We start from the raw sequence: 15,886 nt of genomic DNA on the forward strand, positions 1-15,886 counted from the left end.
TGGATACGCCGGCCGGGGCCTGTGCCCCGGCCGGCGGCCGTGTACGGGACCTCGCGAGGGGACAACCGCACCAGCCCGAGCCCCCGGAGAGCGCCCGCCCGCACCCACCACTACAGCGCCGCGAAAGTGGCCCCCAGCAGCACCGCACCCAGCGCACCCATCACCCACGCCGTACGCCGCAACTTCATACCGCCCGCCACCACCAGCGCCGCCAGCAGCAAGGAACCCGCGAACGGGACCCACGCATGCAAAATGCCGCCAGGGCCGGTACGCACGACACGGTCCGAGCCGGGCTTCACCGTCACCTCGACCCGCTCACCCTCGTCCGGCGCCGCCGCCGCGGCTATCGACACCCGCTCCCGACGCCGGCCGCTCCCCTCCGCCGGCACGTACGGACCCGTACACCGGTCGTCCTGGCAGCCCGCCACCGTCATCGTGCCGCGCTCCCGCGCCTCCACCAGCATCGCGTACCGCGCCGTGTGCCACGACGTCCAGACGCCCGCCACCAGCAACAGCAGCGCCAACGCCCCCATCAGCCCCGTACGGGCCACGAGCAGCAGCCCATAGGCACTCTCGCCCAGCCGACGGATGCGGCTGCGCCTCTTGACCGTACGGCCACGCTTCTTCGTACTCGGACTGCTCTTGGGCATGGCGGCGATCCTTGGCCATCTGACTGCGCGCGGTCAACTTCGGGCCCGGTTCGTCCGGCCCTGCTGCCCACCGCCCCTTCGTCACCTACGCCACGCCACACCCTCACGAGTTGTACGTGCTCTGCGCCCGCTCCAGACCGTCCACGATCAACCCCTCCACCGCGTCCGCGGCCCGGTCCACGAAGTAGTCCAGCTCCTTGCGCTCCGCACCGGAGAAGTCCTTCAGCACGAAATCCGCCACCTGCATACGCCCCGGCGGACGACCGATACCGAAACGCACCCGGTGATATTCCGCACCCAGCGACTTCGTGATCGACTTCAGCCCGTTGTGCCCGTTGTCGCCACCACCCAGCTTCAGCCGCAACGCCCCGTAATCGATGTCCAGCTCGTCGTGCACCGCGATGATGTTGGCCACCGGAACCTTGTAGAAGTCCCGCAGCGCCGTCACCGGACCACCCGACAGATTCATGTACGTCATCGGCTTGGTCACCACCACCCGCCGGCTGCCGGGCCCCGGCGGACCGATCCGGCCCTCAACGACCTGCGCCCGCGCCTTGTGCGCCTTGAAACGCCCACGCATCCGCTCCGCGAGCAGATCCGCCACCATGAACCCCACATTGTGGCGGTTGGCCGCGTACTCCGGGCCCGGATTGCCCAGCCCCGCGACCAGCCAGGGACCCTCGGCGTCCGTCGTCATCCTCATGTCTCCTTGCAGCGACCCACCGTGAAACGGCTCAACCGCCGCCCCGCGCGGACGGCGCGGAGCAGCGGTTGACAGTAACGCGCGTTACGGAAGCGATCAGCCCTCGGCGGACTCGTCGCCCTCGCCCGCCGCCGGCGCCTCGGCCTGCGCCGCGACGACCTGGAGCACCACGGTCTCCTCGTCGATCGCCAGCGTCGAACCGGTCGGCAGGGTGATGTCCTTGGCGTGCACCGAGTCACCGGCGTCCAGGCCCGCCACGGAGACGGTCACCGACTCCGGGATGTGGGTGGCCTCGGCCTCCAGCGGCAGGGTGTTCAGCAGGTGCTCCAGCAGGTTCGCACCCGGCGCCAGGTCACCCTCGGTGTGGATCGGGATCTCGACGGTGACCTTCTCGCCCTTGCGCACGGCCAGGAAGTCCACGTGGACCAGGAAGCCACGGATGGCCTCACGCTGCACGGCCTTCGGGATGACCAGCATGTTCTCGCCGTCCATCTCCAGACGGATCAGCGCGTTCGGGGTCTTCAGGGCCATCATCAGCGCGTGGTTGTGGATGGCGATGTGCTTCGGCGCGTCACCGTGGCCGTAGACCACGGCGGGAACCATGTCCGCACGGCGGGAACGGCGGGCGGCACCCTTACCGAAGTCGGTACGGATCTTGGCGTCGAGCTTGACCTCAGCCATGGCAGCACTCCTCGTAGTCGGCGCGGTCGACGGACGACCGGACGGATCTGTGGGGCGTCACCCGGCCCACGACAGACCTGCTACGAAGAGCGCGTCGATAACGGACCGCCGCACCACAGAAAAGTGCGGCCTCCCTCGCCGAGCAACTCCATGAGTCTACCCGGCGGGGAGGCCGCCCCCAAAGTCGATCTCCGCGTGCCCCTACGGGCTACGGAATCCGGCTCACTGCTCCTCGAAGAGGCTGGTCACCGAACCGTCCTCGAACACCTCACGGATCGCCCGGGCGATCGTCGGCGCCATCGACAGCACCGTGATCTTGTCCAGCTCCAGCTCGGACGGGGTGGGCAGGGTGTTGGTGAAGACGAACTCGCTGACCTTCGAGTTCTTCAGCCGGTCCGCCGCCGGACCGGACAGGATGCCGTGCGTGGCCGTCACGATGACGTCCGCGGCACCGTTGGCGAACAGCGCCTCCGCCGCGGCGCAGATCGTGCCACCGGTGTCGATCATGTCGTCGACCAGGACACAGACCCGGTCCTTGACGTCACCGACGACCTCGTGGACGGTGACCTGGTTCGCTACGTCCTTGTCCCGGCGCTTGTGCACGATCGCCAGCGGCGCGTCCAGCCGGTCGCACCAGCGGTCCGCGACCCGCACCCGGCCCGCGTCCGGCGAGACCACCGTCAGCTTCTCGCGGTCCACCTTGGCGCCCACGTAGTCCGCCAGCACCGGCAGCGCGAACAGGTGGTCCACCGGGCCGTCGAAGAAGCCCTGGATCTGGTCGGTGTGCAGGTCCACCGTGACGATCCGGTCGGCGCCCGCGCACTTCAGCAGATCCGCGATCAGCCGGGCCGAGATCGGCTCCCGGCCGCGGTGCTTCTTGTCCTGACGGGCGTACCCGTACGACGGGATGACCACGGTGATGCTCCGGGCCGAGGCCCGCTTCAGCGCATCGATCATGATCAACTGTTCCATGATCCACTTATTGATGGGAGCCGTGTGGCTCTGCATCAAGAAGCAGTCCGCACCACGCGCCGACTCCTGATAACGGACGTAGATCTCGCCGTTGGCGAAGTCGAACGCCTTGGTCGGGACCAGCCCGACTCCTAGCTGGTGGGCGACCTCCTCAGCCAGCTCGGGGTGGGCGCGGCCGGAGAAGAGCATCAGCTTCTTCTCGCCGGTCGTCTTGATCCCGGTCACAGCAAATCTCCTCGAATCCTGTTTGCGTGCACTAATCACGGTACGCCCCGCACGGCGCACCCGAGCACGATCACTGCTCGCCGTCGGACTCCTGGCCAGCAGCAGACGCAGCCTGCGCGGCGGCGCTTCCGGGACGCTTACGAGCGACCCAACCCTCGATATTCCGCTGCTGGCCACGCGCGACCGCCAGCGAACCCGGGGGCACATCCTTGGTGATGACCGAGCCGGCAGCCGTGTAAGCGCCGTCCCCGACCGTGACCGGAGCCACAAACATGTTGTCCGAACCGGTCCGGCAGTGCGAACCGATCGTCGTGTGGTGCTTCGCCTCACCGTCGTAGTTCACGAACACACTCGCCGCACCGATGTTGGTGAACTCACCGATCGTCGCGTCGCCCACATACGACAGATGCGGCACCTTCGTGCCCTCGCCCACCGAAGCGTTCTTCATCTCCACGTACGCACCGGCCTTCGACTTCGGCCCCAGATCCGTACCCGGACGCAGATACGCGTACGGCCCCACACTCGCCCCCGGACCCACCTTCGCGCCGTCCGCCACCGTGAACGACACCGACGCGCCCTCACCGACCGACGTGTCCTTCAGCCGCGCGTCCGGACCCACCTCCGCGTGCGCCGCCACATGCGTACCGCCCAGCAACTGCGTACCCGGGTGCACCGTCGCGTCCGCCTCGAACGTCACCGACACATCCACCCACGTCGTCGCCGGATCCACCACCGTCACGCCGTCGAGCATCGCGCGGCGCAGCAGCCGCTCGTTGAGCAGCCGGCGCGCCTCCGCGAGCTGCACCCGGTTGTTGATGCCCAGGATCTCCCGGTGGTCGTCCGCCACCGCCGCACCGACCCGGTGACCGGCCTCGCGCAGGATCCCCAGCACGTCCGTGAGGTACTCCTCACCCTGGCTGTTGTCCGTACGCACCTTGCCCAGCGCATCGGTCAGCAACTGCGCGTCGAACGCGAACACCCCGGAGTTGATCTCCCGGATCGCACGCTGCGCGTCCGTGGCGTCCTTGTGCTCCACGATCTCGGTGACCGCGCCGGTGTTCTCGTCCCGCACGATCCGGCCGTACCCGGTCGAGTCCGGGACCTCGGCCGACAGCACCGTGACGGCGTTGCCGTCCGCGGCGTGGGTGTCACCGAGCTTCTGGAGGGTCTCGCCGGTCAGCAGCGGGGTGTCACCACACACGACGATCACCGTGCCGTCGAGGGTGACACCGCCGTTGCCCAGCTCCTCCAGGCCCATGCGGACGGCGTGACCGGTGCCGTTCTGCTCGTGCTGGACGGCGGTGCGCACATCCGGGTCGATCTCGGCGAGATGCCCGCCGACCTGCTCACGGGCGTGACCCACGACCACCACGAGGTGCTCGGGGTCCAGCTCACGGGAGGCGGCGACGACGTGCCCCACGAGGGAGCGACCGCAGATCGCGTGCAGAACCTTGGGGGTCGACGACTTCATGCGGGTGCCCTCACCCGCTGCGAGAACGACGACGGCGGCCGGGCGGTTGGCGCTCACGGGGATGCCCTTCGGCTTCTTCGGGTGGTGGACACCCGAAGGATACCGGTGCGGTTTGCGGCCGAAACGCGGGCGGGTCCCGACCTGGGGGTCAGGACCCGAACAGTGGCTCCGCCGGCTGGATTCGAACCAGCGTCTCAAGGCTCCAAAGGCCTGCGGGATGCCGCTACCCCACGGCGGATCACTGCTTCAGACCATACCTGAGAGGCTGCCGGTCTTGGTGTCCCCGGGCACCGGCTGCGATGCCTTGCCACCAGCCCTCAATACGACGGTACAACTCCGCGCCCTGCAGGACACGGATGACCAGGCAGCCGCGGTAGTTCTCGCCCACGTTCTCACGGACGGTTTTCGGGTTGTGCTTCTTCAGCGTCGTCTTGCCGAAGGTCGCGACGTCGACGCCGACCAGATCCGCCCAGTAGCGCTCGGACGCGGCCACGTCGGCGGATTCGTGGATCATCACTCGGAACCGAAGCTGTTCGGGCCCGACGGCCAGCAGGTTCAGCCAGGCCAGGTGAACCTGGATCATGGTCGGGTCGCTGTTGATGAAGGTGACGGTCTCCGACATCCGGTACGGCTTGCTCTTCGATCCCTCGGACCAGTAGAGCCCGACGCCCACCAGCATCAGCTCGCGGTCGGACAGCATGCCGATCTCGGTCATGGCTGAGGCTTTGGTCTGCTGGCGTGCCCTGTCCCGCACCTCCAGTTCGTGCTCCCAGCGTTTGCGGTTCGCGAGTTTCGCCTGCTCCGCCAGTGTCCTGCGCGGCGGCGGCTTGGGCAGGTCCCGGACCCATAGGGAGATCGAGCTCTTCGAGCAGCCCAGTTCGACCTGGATCTCGTCGTACGTCATCCCCCGCCCCCGCAGCTCCCGCGCCCTCGCCCGAAGGTCGTCCTTCGCGTTCGGGCGACGGGTCCAGTCCGGGGGTGGCTCGCCTTCCAGGAGGCGGTTGAGGATGTCGTTGTTGTGGATGTGGATGTGGATGTGGATGTGGAGGCGGTCGCGGATCTGGCGGCGGCTCAAGCCCGCGCGCCGGAGCGTGACGGCCTGTTCGCGCAGGGACTCGAAGTCCGCTCGTGTGTGGTGGTGCAGGCGCTCAGCTTCCGGCCGGGCGCTGTACAAAGAGGCCGAAAATGTGGTCGATTCAACAGTTCGAGGGAAACGAGCCGGTACCGGTCCGTAACGGTGCACTCGCGTGCAGAGCGCTCGACGGAAAATCGCGTGCGGGCGCCCGTAGGCTGGTCGGTATGACCGCAACGGGGGCAATCGAAGCAACGGGTGCGAGGGGCGCGCCCGCCGGGCCGTGGTGGTGGCCGCGGCGGCGGAGTGTGGTGCTGGACGTGTCGCTGGCCGTCGTCTCGACGCTGGAGACCGTGGTCGAGGGACTGGACTTCGCCGACGACACGGGGCTGCCGACGTGGGCCGGGCTGCTGCTCGGGCTGGTCGTGGGCCCGGTGCTGCTGCTGCGGCGCCGCTGGCCGGTGGCCGTGGTGCTGGTGTCGGTCGCGGTGACGCCGACGCAGATGGGCGCGCTGCTGGGTGTGGTCGGTCTGTACACGCTGGCGGTCTCGGACGCGCCGCGGCGGGTGATCGGGCTGCTGGCCGGGATGTCGGTGGTCGGGACGCTGGTCTCCAGTTTCTTCACCATCCGGCAGGACGTGGGCAGTGCGCCCGATTTCCATCCGCCGACGTGGTTCGTGCTGATGATGGCGGCGGTGGTGGCGCTGGTCGTGACGGCGCCGCCGGTGTTGTGGGGGCTGTACGTCGGTGCGCGGCGCCGGCTGGTGGAGAGTCTGCGGGAGCGGGCGGACGGGCTGGAGCGAGAGCTGTCGCTGCTGGCCGACCGGGCCGAGGAGCGGGCGGAGTGGGCCCGTAACGAGGAGCGGACCCGGATCGCGCGGGAGATGCACGACGTGGTGGCGCACCGGGTGAGTCTGATGGTGGTGCATGCGGCGGCGTTGCAGGCGGTGGCGTTGAAGGATCCGGAGAAGGCGTCGCGGAACGCGGCGCTGGTGGGGGACATGGGGCGGCAGGCGTTGACCGAGTTGCGGGAGATGCTGGGGGTGCTGCGGACGGCGGAGGGGGCGTCGGGGCGGTCGTCGGTGCCGGTGTCGGATGAGCCGGAGCGGCTGGTGGCGGTGGCGTCGAAGGTGAAGACGAAGGCGGCGGAGACCGGCGGGTCTGGTGGGTCGGGTGGTGCCGGTTCGGGTGGTGCCGGGGCGCGGTCGGAGGTGTCCGTGCGGGCGGCGGCCGGGGCGGGGTCCGGTGGTGCGGTGCGGGGTGGTGGCGCGGTGGTGACGGTGGAGTCGGAGGGCGAGGGGCCTTCGCTGGCCGAGCTGGGGGATCTGGTGGGGCAGTCGCGGGCGGCCGGGATGGCGGTGGAGCTGTCGGTGGACGGTGTGGCCGGGGAGTGCGGCTATCCGTCGGGGGTGGAGCAGACGGTGTACCGGGTGGTGCAGGAGGCGCTGACGAACGTGCACAAGCACGCTCCGGGTGCGCGGGCCCGGGTGCGGCTGGCGCACCGGGTGGGTGAGGTCGCGGTGCAGGTGGAGAACGGTCCGTCGGAGCGGGGTGCGGCGGGTGTGGGGTTGCCGAGTGGGGGGAACGGGCTGGTCGGTATGCGGGAGCGGGTGACCGGGCTGGGCGGGGTGTTCGTGTCGGGGCCCACGGAGGCGGGTGGCTGGCGGGTGTCGGCGGTACTGCCGGGGCGGCGGGGGGACTGAGGCGGCGGGCCGGGTGTGGTGCTCGTACGGGCTCCGTTCCGGCCCCTGGGGGCTGGGCCGGTTCAGTGTTGCGCTGTTCCCGTCGGGGTGAGCCGGGTGGGGCGGGTGCCGAGGATGAGGGTGCTGAGCGCCTGGTCGAGGTCGGGGCCGAGGTACCAGTCGCCGGTGTGGTCGAGGCTGTAGACGCGGCCTTCGGTGTCGATGGCGAGGACGGCCTGGCCGGCGGCTTCCTGGCCGAGTGGTGCGACGGCGGTTTCCAGGGCGCGGCCGAGGTCGCCGAGGGTGCGGGCGAGGTGGAGGCCGTGCAGGGGGTCGAGGGTGAAGGGGGTGGGGGCGATGTGGCGTCCGGGGCCGGTGGGGGTGATGTCGAGGCCGCCGAATTCGGCCCATGCCTCGACGGCGGCGGGGAAGACGGTGTGGCGGTGTCCTGCGGGGGAGGTGTGGGCGCGCAGGGCGTCGGCCCAGTGTTCGGCCTGCTGTATGTCCCAGCGTCCGGTGCGCCAGCCGGCGTCCTGGAGGGCGGCGTCGACGGCGACGGGGAAGCGGGTGGCCGAGGTCCGGTCGTAGGAGTCGTAGACCGGGGCGACGGGTGCGGCGGACGCCGGCGCGGTGGGGTCCGGGGACGGTGCGGTGGGGGGCATGGTGCTGGTCAGCTCCCTGCGTGCGTACCGATGGGCATGACGCCGAAGAAGGCGAGGAGGGCGTCGCAGGAGCGACAGGGGGGAGCGTAGCTGCCGTGCAGGGGGTCGCCGTCCTCGCGGATGTGCCGGGCGGTGATTTTGGAGTGTTTCAGGGAGCGGCGGGCCTCGCCGTTGGTGAGGGGTTTGCGGGATGCGCGTTTGCCGCGGTTGGCTTCGACGGCGGTGAGGTGCCGGCTCAGCAGGACGGCTTCGGGGCAGCGGCCGGTGAAGCGTTCGCGCTGTGCGGTGGCGAGGGTGTCGAGGAAGTCCTGGACGAGATGGTGGAGCACGGGGGGTTGTTCGGCTTTGCTGGCGGTGCAGGTGAGGGTGCGCCCGCGTACGGACAGGGCGGCGCCGACGGTGGGGAGGATGCCGTCGCGGCGGTGGCGGAGGGCGGGCGGACGGTCGTCGTCCGTGGTGCCGCTCCAGCCGACGCGGGGGTCTCCCGTGGCGGCGGTCTTGTGGTGTGCCGTGGTGCGCATGGTGGTGCTTTTCCCTCCCCGAATCCCCGGGACGCCGGAGGTCCCCCGCAAGGGTAGGGGGAGGGTCAGCCTGCCAAATGTGGTGGGTGTTGGGGAAGTCGGGTGTGCTGTCGGTGATGTCACGGTTGGGCCGGTGTCCGGTGCCGGTCCGGCAGGGGGGTGCGGGTGGGTGCGTGGTGGGGGCGGGTGGTGAAGTGGCGGTGGGGGGCGGGTTGTTGGGCCGGGGGTGGTGCGGGGTCGGTTGACGTGCGCGGGAGGGGTGGTTGCGGCACGGCATAGGCTGTGCCCAGTAGCCGGATTCAGCCAGGGAGCACCGCCATGACGTCAGGTCGGCACGGGCTGGGGGCACCTCCCGGCCCTCAGGTCGCGGGCCATGTCGCGCCATCGAACGCCGCGGGTCAGGCCGCGCCGCCGAACATGGCCTATGCGGGGCAGGTCGTGCATTTTCCGGATCCGGTGCGGGCCGCGCGGTATCCGCGGGGGGTGCCGGTGGACGGGTGGGGGTTCCCGGATTTCTCGTCGTACGCGCGGGCGGCGGCGGAGATCGCGGAGCCGCCGGAGGGTTTCGGCGTGGACGAGTTGCGGCTGACGGACTATGTGTCGGCGAATGTCGCGTTGCACGCGCGGGGGCATGAGCTGTGGGAGGACGTGCCTGCGGTGGCGACGCCGCACGGCTGGACGTGGCATCACGTGGCGGGTACGCGGCGGATGGAGCTGGTGCCGGTCGAGGTGAAGGCGTTGTTGCGGCATCACGGTGGGCTGGCGACGGCGGCGGTGGATCACGGCAGGCGCGGTACGCGGCCGTTGCAGGACACCCGGCCGGTGCATTTCGGGCTGCCGCACCGGGAGCTGGCGGTGGCGGAGGAGCAGGTGCGGCAGGCGGAGGAGTCGCTGGGGTACCGGCTGCCGGGTGCCTATCGTTCGTTCCTGAAGGCGGCGGGCGGGTGCGCGCCGGTGGGGGTGGGGTTGCACGCGGATCTGGGGCTGTTGGTGGATCAGCCGTTCTTCACGGTGCGGGACGAGGCCGCGATGAACGATCTGGTGTACGTCAACAAGTGTCTGCGCGATCACTTCACCAAGGACTATCTGGGGGTGGGGTTCGTGCAGGGCGGTGTCATAGCGGTGCGGGTGCGGGGGGAGGCGCCGGGTTCGGTGTGGTTCTGCGCGTACGACGACGCGCGGGACCGGGACGGCTGGCCGGTGCAGGAGCGGGTGGAGCGGCTGCTGTTGCCGTGCGGGGCGGATTTCGACGATTTTCTGGCGCAGTTGGCGGGGAGCCCGCCGGAGCTGGAGACGGTGGCGGGTCTGATGGTGGACGGCGGCTTCGCGCGTGTCGTTCCGGTGGAGGGGTGAGGCGCGGTGGTGACGTTCGCGCAGGCGCAGGAGCGCGCGGAGCGCTGGGTCAACGGGGATGTGCCGGGTCCGTTCCAGCGTGAGGTGCGGGTGCGGGAGTTCGATCTGGGGTTCGTGGCCTGGGCGGAGGACCGCGCGGGCGGCCCGAGGACGGAGGGCGGCCGGGCCCGGTTGGTGATCGCGCGGGACAGCGGGGAGACGACGCTGTGGCCGGGGCTGCCGGTGGGTGAGGTGATCCGGCGGTACGAGGAGGAGTACGGCGCGGTGGCGGACGCCGCCGTGGCGGAGGCCCCGCCGCAGCGGATCGACTTGGAGGCGACGTCGTTCCTGTTGACGCCGCCGGAGTGGCTGCAGGAGGCGGCGGACCAGATCGGGCTGGCGGACCGGCGCTCGTCGGGTGCGACGCCGGGTGGCGGTGTGGCGGCCGCGTCGGGCGGTGCGGCTGTTCCGGGTGCGCCGGAGGCGGTGCGGGACGTGGTTCCCGCGGCGGGGGCAGGGGAGGCGTCCGTACGGGGTCGGGGCCCTTCCGTGCCGGAGCGCGGCCCCTCCGTACCGGACGAGTCGGCCGAGGCCACGCCGTGGGCGGGTACGGACATCCGGGCGGACGAGGGCGCCGACGACCGCTCGGTGGGGCTGCCGGAGACCGTCTTCGCGCCGCCGCTCGCCGGGTTCGGTGACGAGGACACGCCGCCGTCGGACGCGTGGGCGGAGGCGAGGACGGAACTGATCGCGGGCGGCAGCCGGTTGCCGCGGACGGCGATGGCGCCGGCGGTCGAGGAGCCGGGGACCGAGGAGGCGACGGCTGCGGAGCCGGGGGCCGGCGGGCCGGTGGCGCCGCCGATGCCGTCGTCGCCTCCGCCGGGCCTGCCCGCCGGGGCCGTGCCGTATGGCGGGCGGCCGGTACCGCCTGCGGATGCGGCCGGGGCGGGCGCGACAGGGGCGGCCGTGGTCGGTTCGGACGTTGCCGAACCGGCCCCGGTTGGGCCGAACGCTGCGGGGCCGGGTGCGGCAGGACCGGCCGCGGTCGAGGTGAACGCGGGCGGGCCGGATGCTGCGGGCTTGTCGGAGCTGCCGCCGCCGTCCGGGCCGCCGATCGCCGACGTGCCGCCGCCCCCTGCGTACGCGGGGCCGCCCGGCGGCGGGTCCGGTGCGCCGGGTGCCGCCGAGGGGCCCGGTGCGCCTCCGCCGCCGCTCGCCCCGCCGTCCGCGCCGCCCTCCGGCAGCCCTGGTGGGGTGCGCGCGGCGGCGACGGTGCCGGCCGACGGTTCGGCGCTGCCGGGGAACGCGGGCGGCCCGCCGCCGCCTCCCGGCGTGCCGGGCGCGCCCGGCGAGGACCGTACGGCTACGGGCGCGCCGGAGGGGGAGCCGGGCCCGGCCGCGCCGCCCGCCGCTCCGGCGGGCGGGTATGTCCCGACGCAGCTCGTCTCGCAGCTCGACGCGGATCAGGTGGACCTCGGCGCGGTGGACGGCCCGGACGCGGCCGCGCCGCACGGGGAGCAGGGCCCGCCCGCGCCGCCTGCCGCCGGTCCCGGTGGCGGTGTGCACGCGGCGGCGACGATGCTGGCCGGTGGCGTCACGCCGCCGTCCGGCGCGTCCGGTTCCGGTGGCCCGGGCGGCCCCGGTGTGCCGCCGCCCGCGGCGCCCCCGGCCGTGCCGTCCGGCGCACCCGGCACGTCCGGTGGGCCGAAGGCTCCTGGTGTGTCCGGTGCGCCGGCCGCGTCCGGTGACGCGGGCGGCCCGCCTCCGCCGCCGTCCGCCCCGCCGTCCGCGCCGCCCTCCGGCGGTCCTGGCGGTGGGGTGCACGCGGCCGCGACGATGCTGGCCGACGGCGCGGGCGGTCCGGCCGCGCCGGGTCCGGGTGTGCCGCCACCTCCGGTCCCGGGCCCGCCCGCGACCGGCCCGGCCGGGCAGTCGCCCGGTGCGCCGCCGCCCGCCGTGCCCCCGCCCGCCGCGCCGCCGGCCTCCGGCGCGTACGGCTATCCGCAGGCGTCGTCCGGGCAGCCGACCGTCGGGCCCGGTTACATGGCCGTGCTGAGCTACCGCGCGCCGGACGGTTCGGAGCAGAAGACCGTGCGGCGTTCCGCGCCGGGCACGCCGCATCCGGAGTGGCAGCTCCTGCACGAGCTGCGCGGCATGAACGTGCCGCCGCAGCAGGTGCTGGAGCTGCACACGGAGCTGGAGTCGTGCGATCTGCCGGGCGGGTACTGCGCCCGGATGATCCGGGAGACCTGGCCGCAGGTGCGGATCAGCCACACCGCCGCGTACGGGACGGAGCACGCCTCGCGGCAGCAGGGTGTGCGTCATCTCGTGGCGCATCAGGGCGAGTTGCACCAGGTGGCGGACGGCCCGGCGCGGCCCGCGCCGGTGCGGGTGCCGTTGCCGCACCCGTCCCAGGTGCAGCCGGTGCCGCCGGTGCCGCCGCAGACGTTCGGGCAGGAGCTGGAGCAGTCCTTCGGTCCGCAGGGGATCTTCCGCTTCGACCAGCGGGCGGTCTCCCGGCACGGGGTGCCGGACGTGGTGGCGCAGACGCTGGTGTGGGCCGGGCTGCCGGTGGACTTCGGGCCCTTCTTCTGGGCGCAGGCGCAGCCGGGCCGCCCGGTGCCGACGCTGGCGGAGCTGGCGGCGGAGCGCGGGGTGCGGCCGGCTGCCGATGCGGGGTCGTACCTGGTCATGGGCAACGACTTCGGCCGTCAGCTCTGTGTGCAGTACGGGACGGCACACATCGTGGCGGTGCCGTTGGAGGGCGCGCCGGGGCCCGGCGGGCAGCCGGCGGTGCCGCAGTTCGTGAACAGCGGGCTGCCGGAGTTCGTGCGCTGTCTGGCGATGCTGGGCCGGATGTGGCGGCTGCGGTACGGGCTGTCGCCGGAACAGGCGGGGCGCTGGACGGTGGACTTCCAGGCGCAGCTCATGGCGTTGGACGCGCCGGCGCTGGGGTCGCCGGAGACGTGGTGGTCGGTGCTGCTCGAACAGATGTGGGACGGGCTGTTGTAGGGCACGGTCGGCCCGGTTCGGGCGGTACGGCCCGCTACGACCGGTACGGGCGGTACGGCCCGGTGCGGGTGACGCGCCGGGGTCCGACGTGCCAGGGGCCGGTGTGGCGCCTGTGCCGCCGGTGGCGGCGCTCGACCTGCGGGGCGGGCGGGTCACCATGATCCTTCGTATATGGATCAGCCGTCGTGGTCGCCGCAGCCTCCGTCGCCGGAGAGCACGTCGACGCTGTACCGGGCGGGGCGCGGGGGCCGCCGCCCGGGCAGGCGGCGCCGGCTGTCCTGGCCGAAGCGGATCGCGCTGGTTCTGCTGGTTCTGGTGGTGCTGGCGGTGGCGGGTGGTGTGGCGCTGTACGTCTGGGCGGGCGACCAGGTGCGCCGTACCGACGCCGTCGCCGACTACGCGGGCAGGCCGTCGCCGGGCAAGGGCGCGAACTGGCTGCTGGTCGGTTCGGACAGCCGCGAGAGCCTGACGCCCGAGCAGCGTGAGCACCTGCACGTCGGAAACGACCAGGGGCTGAACACCGACACGATCATGGTGTTGCACCAGGGGGACAGCGGCCCCTATCTGGTGAGCCTGCCGCGGGACAGCTATGTGGCGGTGCCCGGCCACGGGCGGAACAAGGTGAACGTGGCGTTCGCCGAGGGCGGACCGAAGCTGCTGACGCGCACCGTGGAGCAGGCGACGGGGCTGCGGATCGAACGCTACGCCGAGGTCGATTTCCTCGGCTTCGTGAAGGTGGTGGACGCGCTCGGCGGGGTACGGATGTGCCTGGACAAACCGCTCAAGGATGAGAAGTCGGGTGCCGACTTCCGGGCGGGATGCCAGGAAATGGACGGAGTGCGGGCACTTGCGTACGTACGGGCGCGTTATACGGATCCGGAAGGTGACCTGGGCCGGGTCAAGCGGCAGCGGCAGTTGATCGGCGCGCTCGGTGACAAGATGCTCGGGGCCGGTGTGCTGCTCAACCCGTTCGCGCTGGTCCCGGCGCTGGACGCGGCCCTGTCGGCGCTGACGGTGGACCGGCGGGCGGGCGTACCGGACCTGGGGCGCCTGGGCTGGTCGATGAAGAAGATCGCGGACGGGGCGGGTGTGGCGACCACCGTTCCGGTGGCGAATCCCGGGGTGAACCTGGGCGGCCTGGGTGATGTGGTGGAGTGGGACGAGCAGGGAGCGCGGCGGCTCTTCCGGGCGCTCCGCGAAGATGTCCCGATTCCGACTTCTGGCAACAATTGACGCATCCTTGGACGATGGAGAGGGGCGGAGTGTCGCGTAACGGTCGCTTCGAATCGATCCAGAAAGATGTGCGCGGAACCGCGTCGCACGTCGGAGAGGGGCTTGAGGGATGAGTGCATCGGTTTCGCCTCACGGGTTCGAGATCGTACGAGGACGTGGTTACCGTCCCGAGGATGTCGACCGCCGGGTGGAAGGGCTCTCGATCGACCGTGACTCCTGCTGGGAGCGCGCGGCGCGGCTGACGGTGCTCGCCAACGAGATGACGGCCGAGCTGGCGGAGCTGCAGGAGTACGTCCGGCAGTTGCCGCCGCAGACGTACGAGTCGCTGGGCGACCAGGCGCGGCTGATCCTGACCACGGCGGAGTCCGAGGCGGCGCGGCTGCGGAAGGACGCCGAGGAGGCGGCCGAACTGGCGCGCGAGGAGGCCGGTACGTACGCGCGGCAGCTCCAGGAGGCCGCGGACCGGGCGGCCCAGGAGCTGCGGGACGAGACCGAGGACCTGGCGCGCCGCACGGTCGAGGCGGCGTGGGCCGAGGCGGACGGCATCGAGGCCGCGGCCGTCAAGGACGCCGAGCAGTGGCGGACCGCCGCCCAGGACGCGCTGCACGAGATGGAGCGGCGCACCACCGAGATGCTGCGCGAGCTGGAGCAGGAGCAGACCGAGGAGTGGGAGGCGGCCGGCCGCGACCTCGCCGCGCAGGAGGCCGACCTCGAACTGCGGGTGGCGGAGCTGGAGGAACTGGGCCGCGCCAAGGTCGCCGAGGCGGAGCGCTTCCTCGCGGAGGCCGAGGAGGCGGCGCGGCACCGCGACGAGGACGCCGAGGCGCGCGCCGCGGACCTGCTGGCACAGGCCAGGGTCGAGGCCGAGCGGATCGAGCGGTCCACCGACCGGATACTGCGTGAGCACACGGAGCGGCGCGAGAAGGTGCGCGAGCACATGACGCACGTCCGCAACACGCTGGCCGCGCTGACGGGCAAGGCCCCCGAGGAGGACGAGCCGGGCGGCGCGGCCGAGGGTGCCGGAGGCGCCGGGGGCCTCGCGGGCGCGGGGGCCACGACGAATGCCGAAGGCGGCACGGTGCTGCTGGAGAAGGCCGGCGGCACGGCGGAGGAACCGGGGGAGGGCGCCGGGGAGAACCTGGCCGACACCGGAGCCGGAGCCGGGGCCGGTGCGGCCGACGGGGCCGGGGCGGCTGATGGGGCCGTGGTCGACGGGGCCGGTGGGGCCACGGTGACCGGTGCCGGTACGGCCGCTGCCGGGGCGTCTGCCGATACGCGGGCGCCGGTGGACCCCGACAACGAGGACACGCTGGAGACGAAGCTGCCGCAGGTGCCCGAGGAGCACCAGTGATACGGGCCGCGAACCCGGCGGGGGAGACGGCGGCTGCCGAACGGCGGCCGCGCCTTCCCCGCCGGGCGCCGTGATCGGCGGGCGTTGCCGGGGGAGCGGGGCGGGCGGCGGGTGCGCGGGTTGGTTGGCCCGTACGGTCGTGCGCCGTGCGGTCGCTCGGTCGTGAGCCGTGTGGCCATGCAGCCGTCTGCCGGATCGCCTCCTGCCGTGCTGTAGTCAGCCGTAGCCGTAGCCGTAGCCGTAGCCGTAGCCGTAGCCGTAGCCGTAGCCGTAGCCGTAGCCGTAGCCGTAGCCGTAGCCGTAGCCGTAGCCGTAGCCG

At 72.3% G+C, this 15,886-nt stretch carries 13 protein-coding genes and 1 tRNA gene; 5 read left to right on the plus strand and 9 right to left on the minus strand.

Features of this window, described 5'->3' with window-relative positions:
• Positions 1–110: 110 nt before the first annotated feature.
• From ACH4EB_RS16065 to ACH4EB_RS16095, 7 genes are all read right to left on the minus strand, one after another.
• Positions 111–650 carry a hypothetical protein gene (locus ACH4EB_RS16065; protein WP_398348065.1) on the minus strand — a complete coding sequence of 180 codons (540 nt, stop codon included), beginning with the start codon at positions 648–650 and terminating at the stop codon, positions 111–113.
• 103 nt (positions 651–753) lie between these two features.
• Positions 754–1,347 (minus strand): aminoacyl-tRNA hydrolase, encoded by a 594-nt coding sequence (gene pth, locus ACH4EB_RS16070; RefSeq protein ID WP_398348136.1) that lies wholly within the window; start codon positions 1,345–1,347, stop codon positions 754–756.
• A 102-nt stretch (positions 1,348–1,449) separates the two neighbouring features.
• Positions 1,450–2,034 carry a 50S ribosomal protein L25/general stress protein Ctc gene (locus tag ACH4EB_RS16075; protein ID WP_398348066.1) on the minus strand — a complete coding sequence of 195 codons (585 nt, stop codon included), beginning with the start codon at positions 2,032–2,034 and terminating at the stop codon, positions 1,450–1,452.
• Between the two features lie 222 nt (positions 2,035–2,256).
• A complete protein-coding gene (locus ACH4EB_RS16080; protein ID WP_030374403.1) occupies positions 2,257–3,231 on the minus strand; it encodes a ribose-phosphate diphosphokinase in 975 nt (324 codons plus the stop codon).
• Between the two features lie 70 nt (positions 3,232–3,301).
• Positions 3,302–4,759: a bifunctional UDP-N-acetylglucosamine diphosphorylase/glucosamine-1-phosphate N-acetyltransferase GlmU gene (gene glmU, locus ACH4EB_RS16085; RefSeq protein WP_398348067.1), complete on the minus strand. Its 1,458-nt coding sequence runs from the start codon at positions 4,757–4,759 to the stop codon at positions 3,302–3,304.
• 106 nt (positions 4,760–4,865) lie between these two features.
• Positions 4,866–4,940, minus strand: a tRNA-Gln gene (locus ACH4EB_RS16090).
• On the minus strand, positions 4,941–5,846 hold the full coding sequence (locus ACH4EB_RS16095; protein ID WP_398348137.1) for a hypothetical protein: 906 nt from the start codon (positions 5,844–5,846) through the stop codon (positions 4,941–4,943).
• A 155-nt stretch (positions 5,847–6,001) separates the two neighbouring features.
• On the opposite strand from ACH4EB_RS16095, the gene ACH4EB_RS16100 reads away from it, so the two are divergent.
• Complete coding sequence (locus tag ACH4EB_RS16100; RefSeq protein WP_398348068.1) at positions 6,002–7,477, plus strand: sensor histidine kinase; 1,476 nt, start codon at positions 6,002–6,004, stop codon at positions 7,475–7,477.
• Positions 7,478–7,539: 62 nt separating this feature from the next.
• On the opposite strand, the gene ACH4EB_RS16105 is transcribed toward ACH4EB_RS16100, so the two are convergent.
• Positions 7,540–8,118 (minus strand): SUKH-3 domain-containing protein, encoded by a 579-nt coding sequence (locus ACH4EB_RS16105; RefSeq protein ID WP_398348069.1) that lies wholly within the window; start codon positions 8,116–8,118, stop codon positions 7,540–7,542.
• An 8-nt stretch (positions 8,119–8,126) separates the two neighbouring features.
• Entirely contained in the window at positions 8,127–8,639 is a 513-nt protein-coding gene (locus ACH4EB_RS16110) for a YwqJ-related putative deaminase (RefSeq protein WP_398348070.1), read from the minus strand.
• A 318-nt stretch (positions 8,640–8,957) separates the two neighbouring features.
• Here ACH4EB_RS16110 and ACH4EB_RS16115 point away from each other — a divergent pair, with 318 nt between their 5' ends.
• The 4 genes from ACH4EB_RS16115 to ACH4EB_RS16130 all read left to right on the plus strand — a co-directional run bounded on the left by ACH4EB_RS16115 (position 8,958) and on the right by ACH4EB_RS16130 (position 15,567).
• A complete protein-coding gene (locus ACH4EB_RS16115; protein WP_398348138.1) occupies positions 8,958–9,992 on the plus strand; it encodes an SMI1/KNR4 family protein in 1,035 nt (344 codons plus the stop codon).
• Positions 9,993–9,998: 6 nt separating this feature from the next.
• Entirely contained in the window at positions 9,999–12,983 is a 2,985-nt protein-coding gene (locus tag ACH4EB_RS16120; protein ID WP_398348072.1) for an SUKH-4 family immunity protein, read from the plus strand.
• A 171-nt stretch (positions 12,984–13,154) separates the two neighbouring features.
• Positions 13,155–14,216: an LCP family protein gene (locus tag ACH4EB_RS16125; RefSeq protein ID WP_398348073.1), complete on the plus strand. Its 1,062-nt coding sequence runs from the start codon at positions 13,155–13,157 to the stop codon at positions 14,214–14,216.
• A 187-nt stretch (positions 14,217–14,403) separates the two neighbouring features.
• Complete coding sequence (locus ACH4EB_RS16130; RefSeq protein ID WP_398348074.1) at positions 14,404–15,567, plus strand: cellulose-binding protein; 1,164 nt, start codon at positions 14,404–14,406, stop codon at positions 15,565–15,567.
• Positions 15,568–15,886 lie beyond the last annotated feature (319 nt).

The organism is Streptomyces sp. NPDC018045, assembly GCF_044327445.1.
GTDB lineage: Bacteria > Actinomycetota > Actinomycetes > Streptomycetales > Streptomycetaceae > Streptomyces.

Coding starts and splice junctions, on each gene's coding strand:
- ACH4EB_RS16065 (WP_398348065.1), bottom strand. CDS start 650: ATGCCCAAGAGCAGTCCGAGTACGAAGAAGCGTGGCCGTACGGTCAAG.
- pth (WP_398348136.1), bottom strand. CDS start 1,347: ATGACGACGGACGCCGAGGGTCCCTGGCTGGTCGCGGGGCTGGGCAAT.
- ACH4EB_RS16075 (WP_398348066.1), bottom strand. CDS start 2,034: ATGGCTGAGGTCAAGCTCGACGCCAAGATCCGTACCGACTTCGGTAAG.
- ACH4EB_RS16100 (WP_398348068.1), top strand. CDS start 6,002: ATGACCGCAACGGGGGCAATCGAAGCAACGGGTGCGAGGGGCGCGCCC.
- ACH4EB_RS16105 (WP_398348069.1), bottom strand. CDS start 8,118: ATGCCCCCCACCGCACCGTCCCCGGACCCCACCGCGCCGGCGTCCGCC.
- ACH4EB_RS16110 (WP_398348070.1), bottom strand. CDS start 8,639: ATGCGCACCACGGCACACCACAAGACCGCCGCCACGGGAGACCCCCGC.
- ACH4EB_RS16115 (WP_398348138.1), top strand. CDS start 8,958: ATGACGTCAGGTCGGCACGGGCTGGGGGCACCTCCCGGCCCTCAGGTC.
- ACH4EB_RS16125 (WP_398348073.1), top strand. CDS start 13,155: ATGGATCAGCCGTCGTGGTCGCCGCAGCCTCCGTCGCCGGAGAGCACG.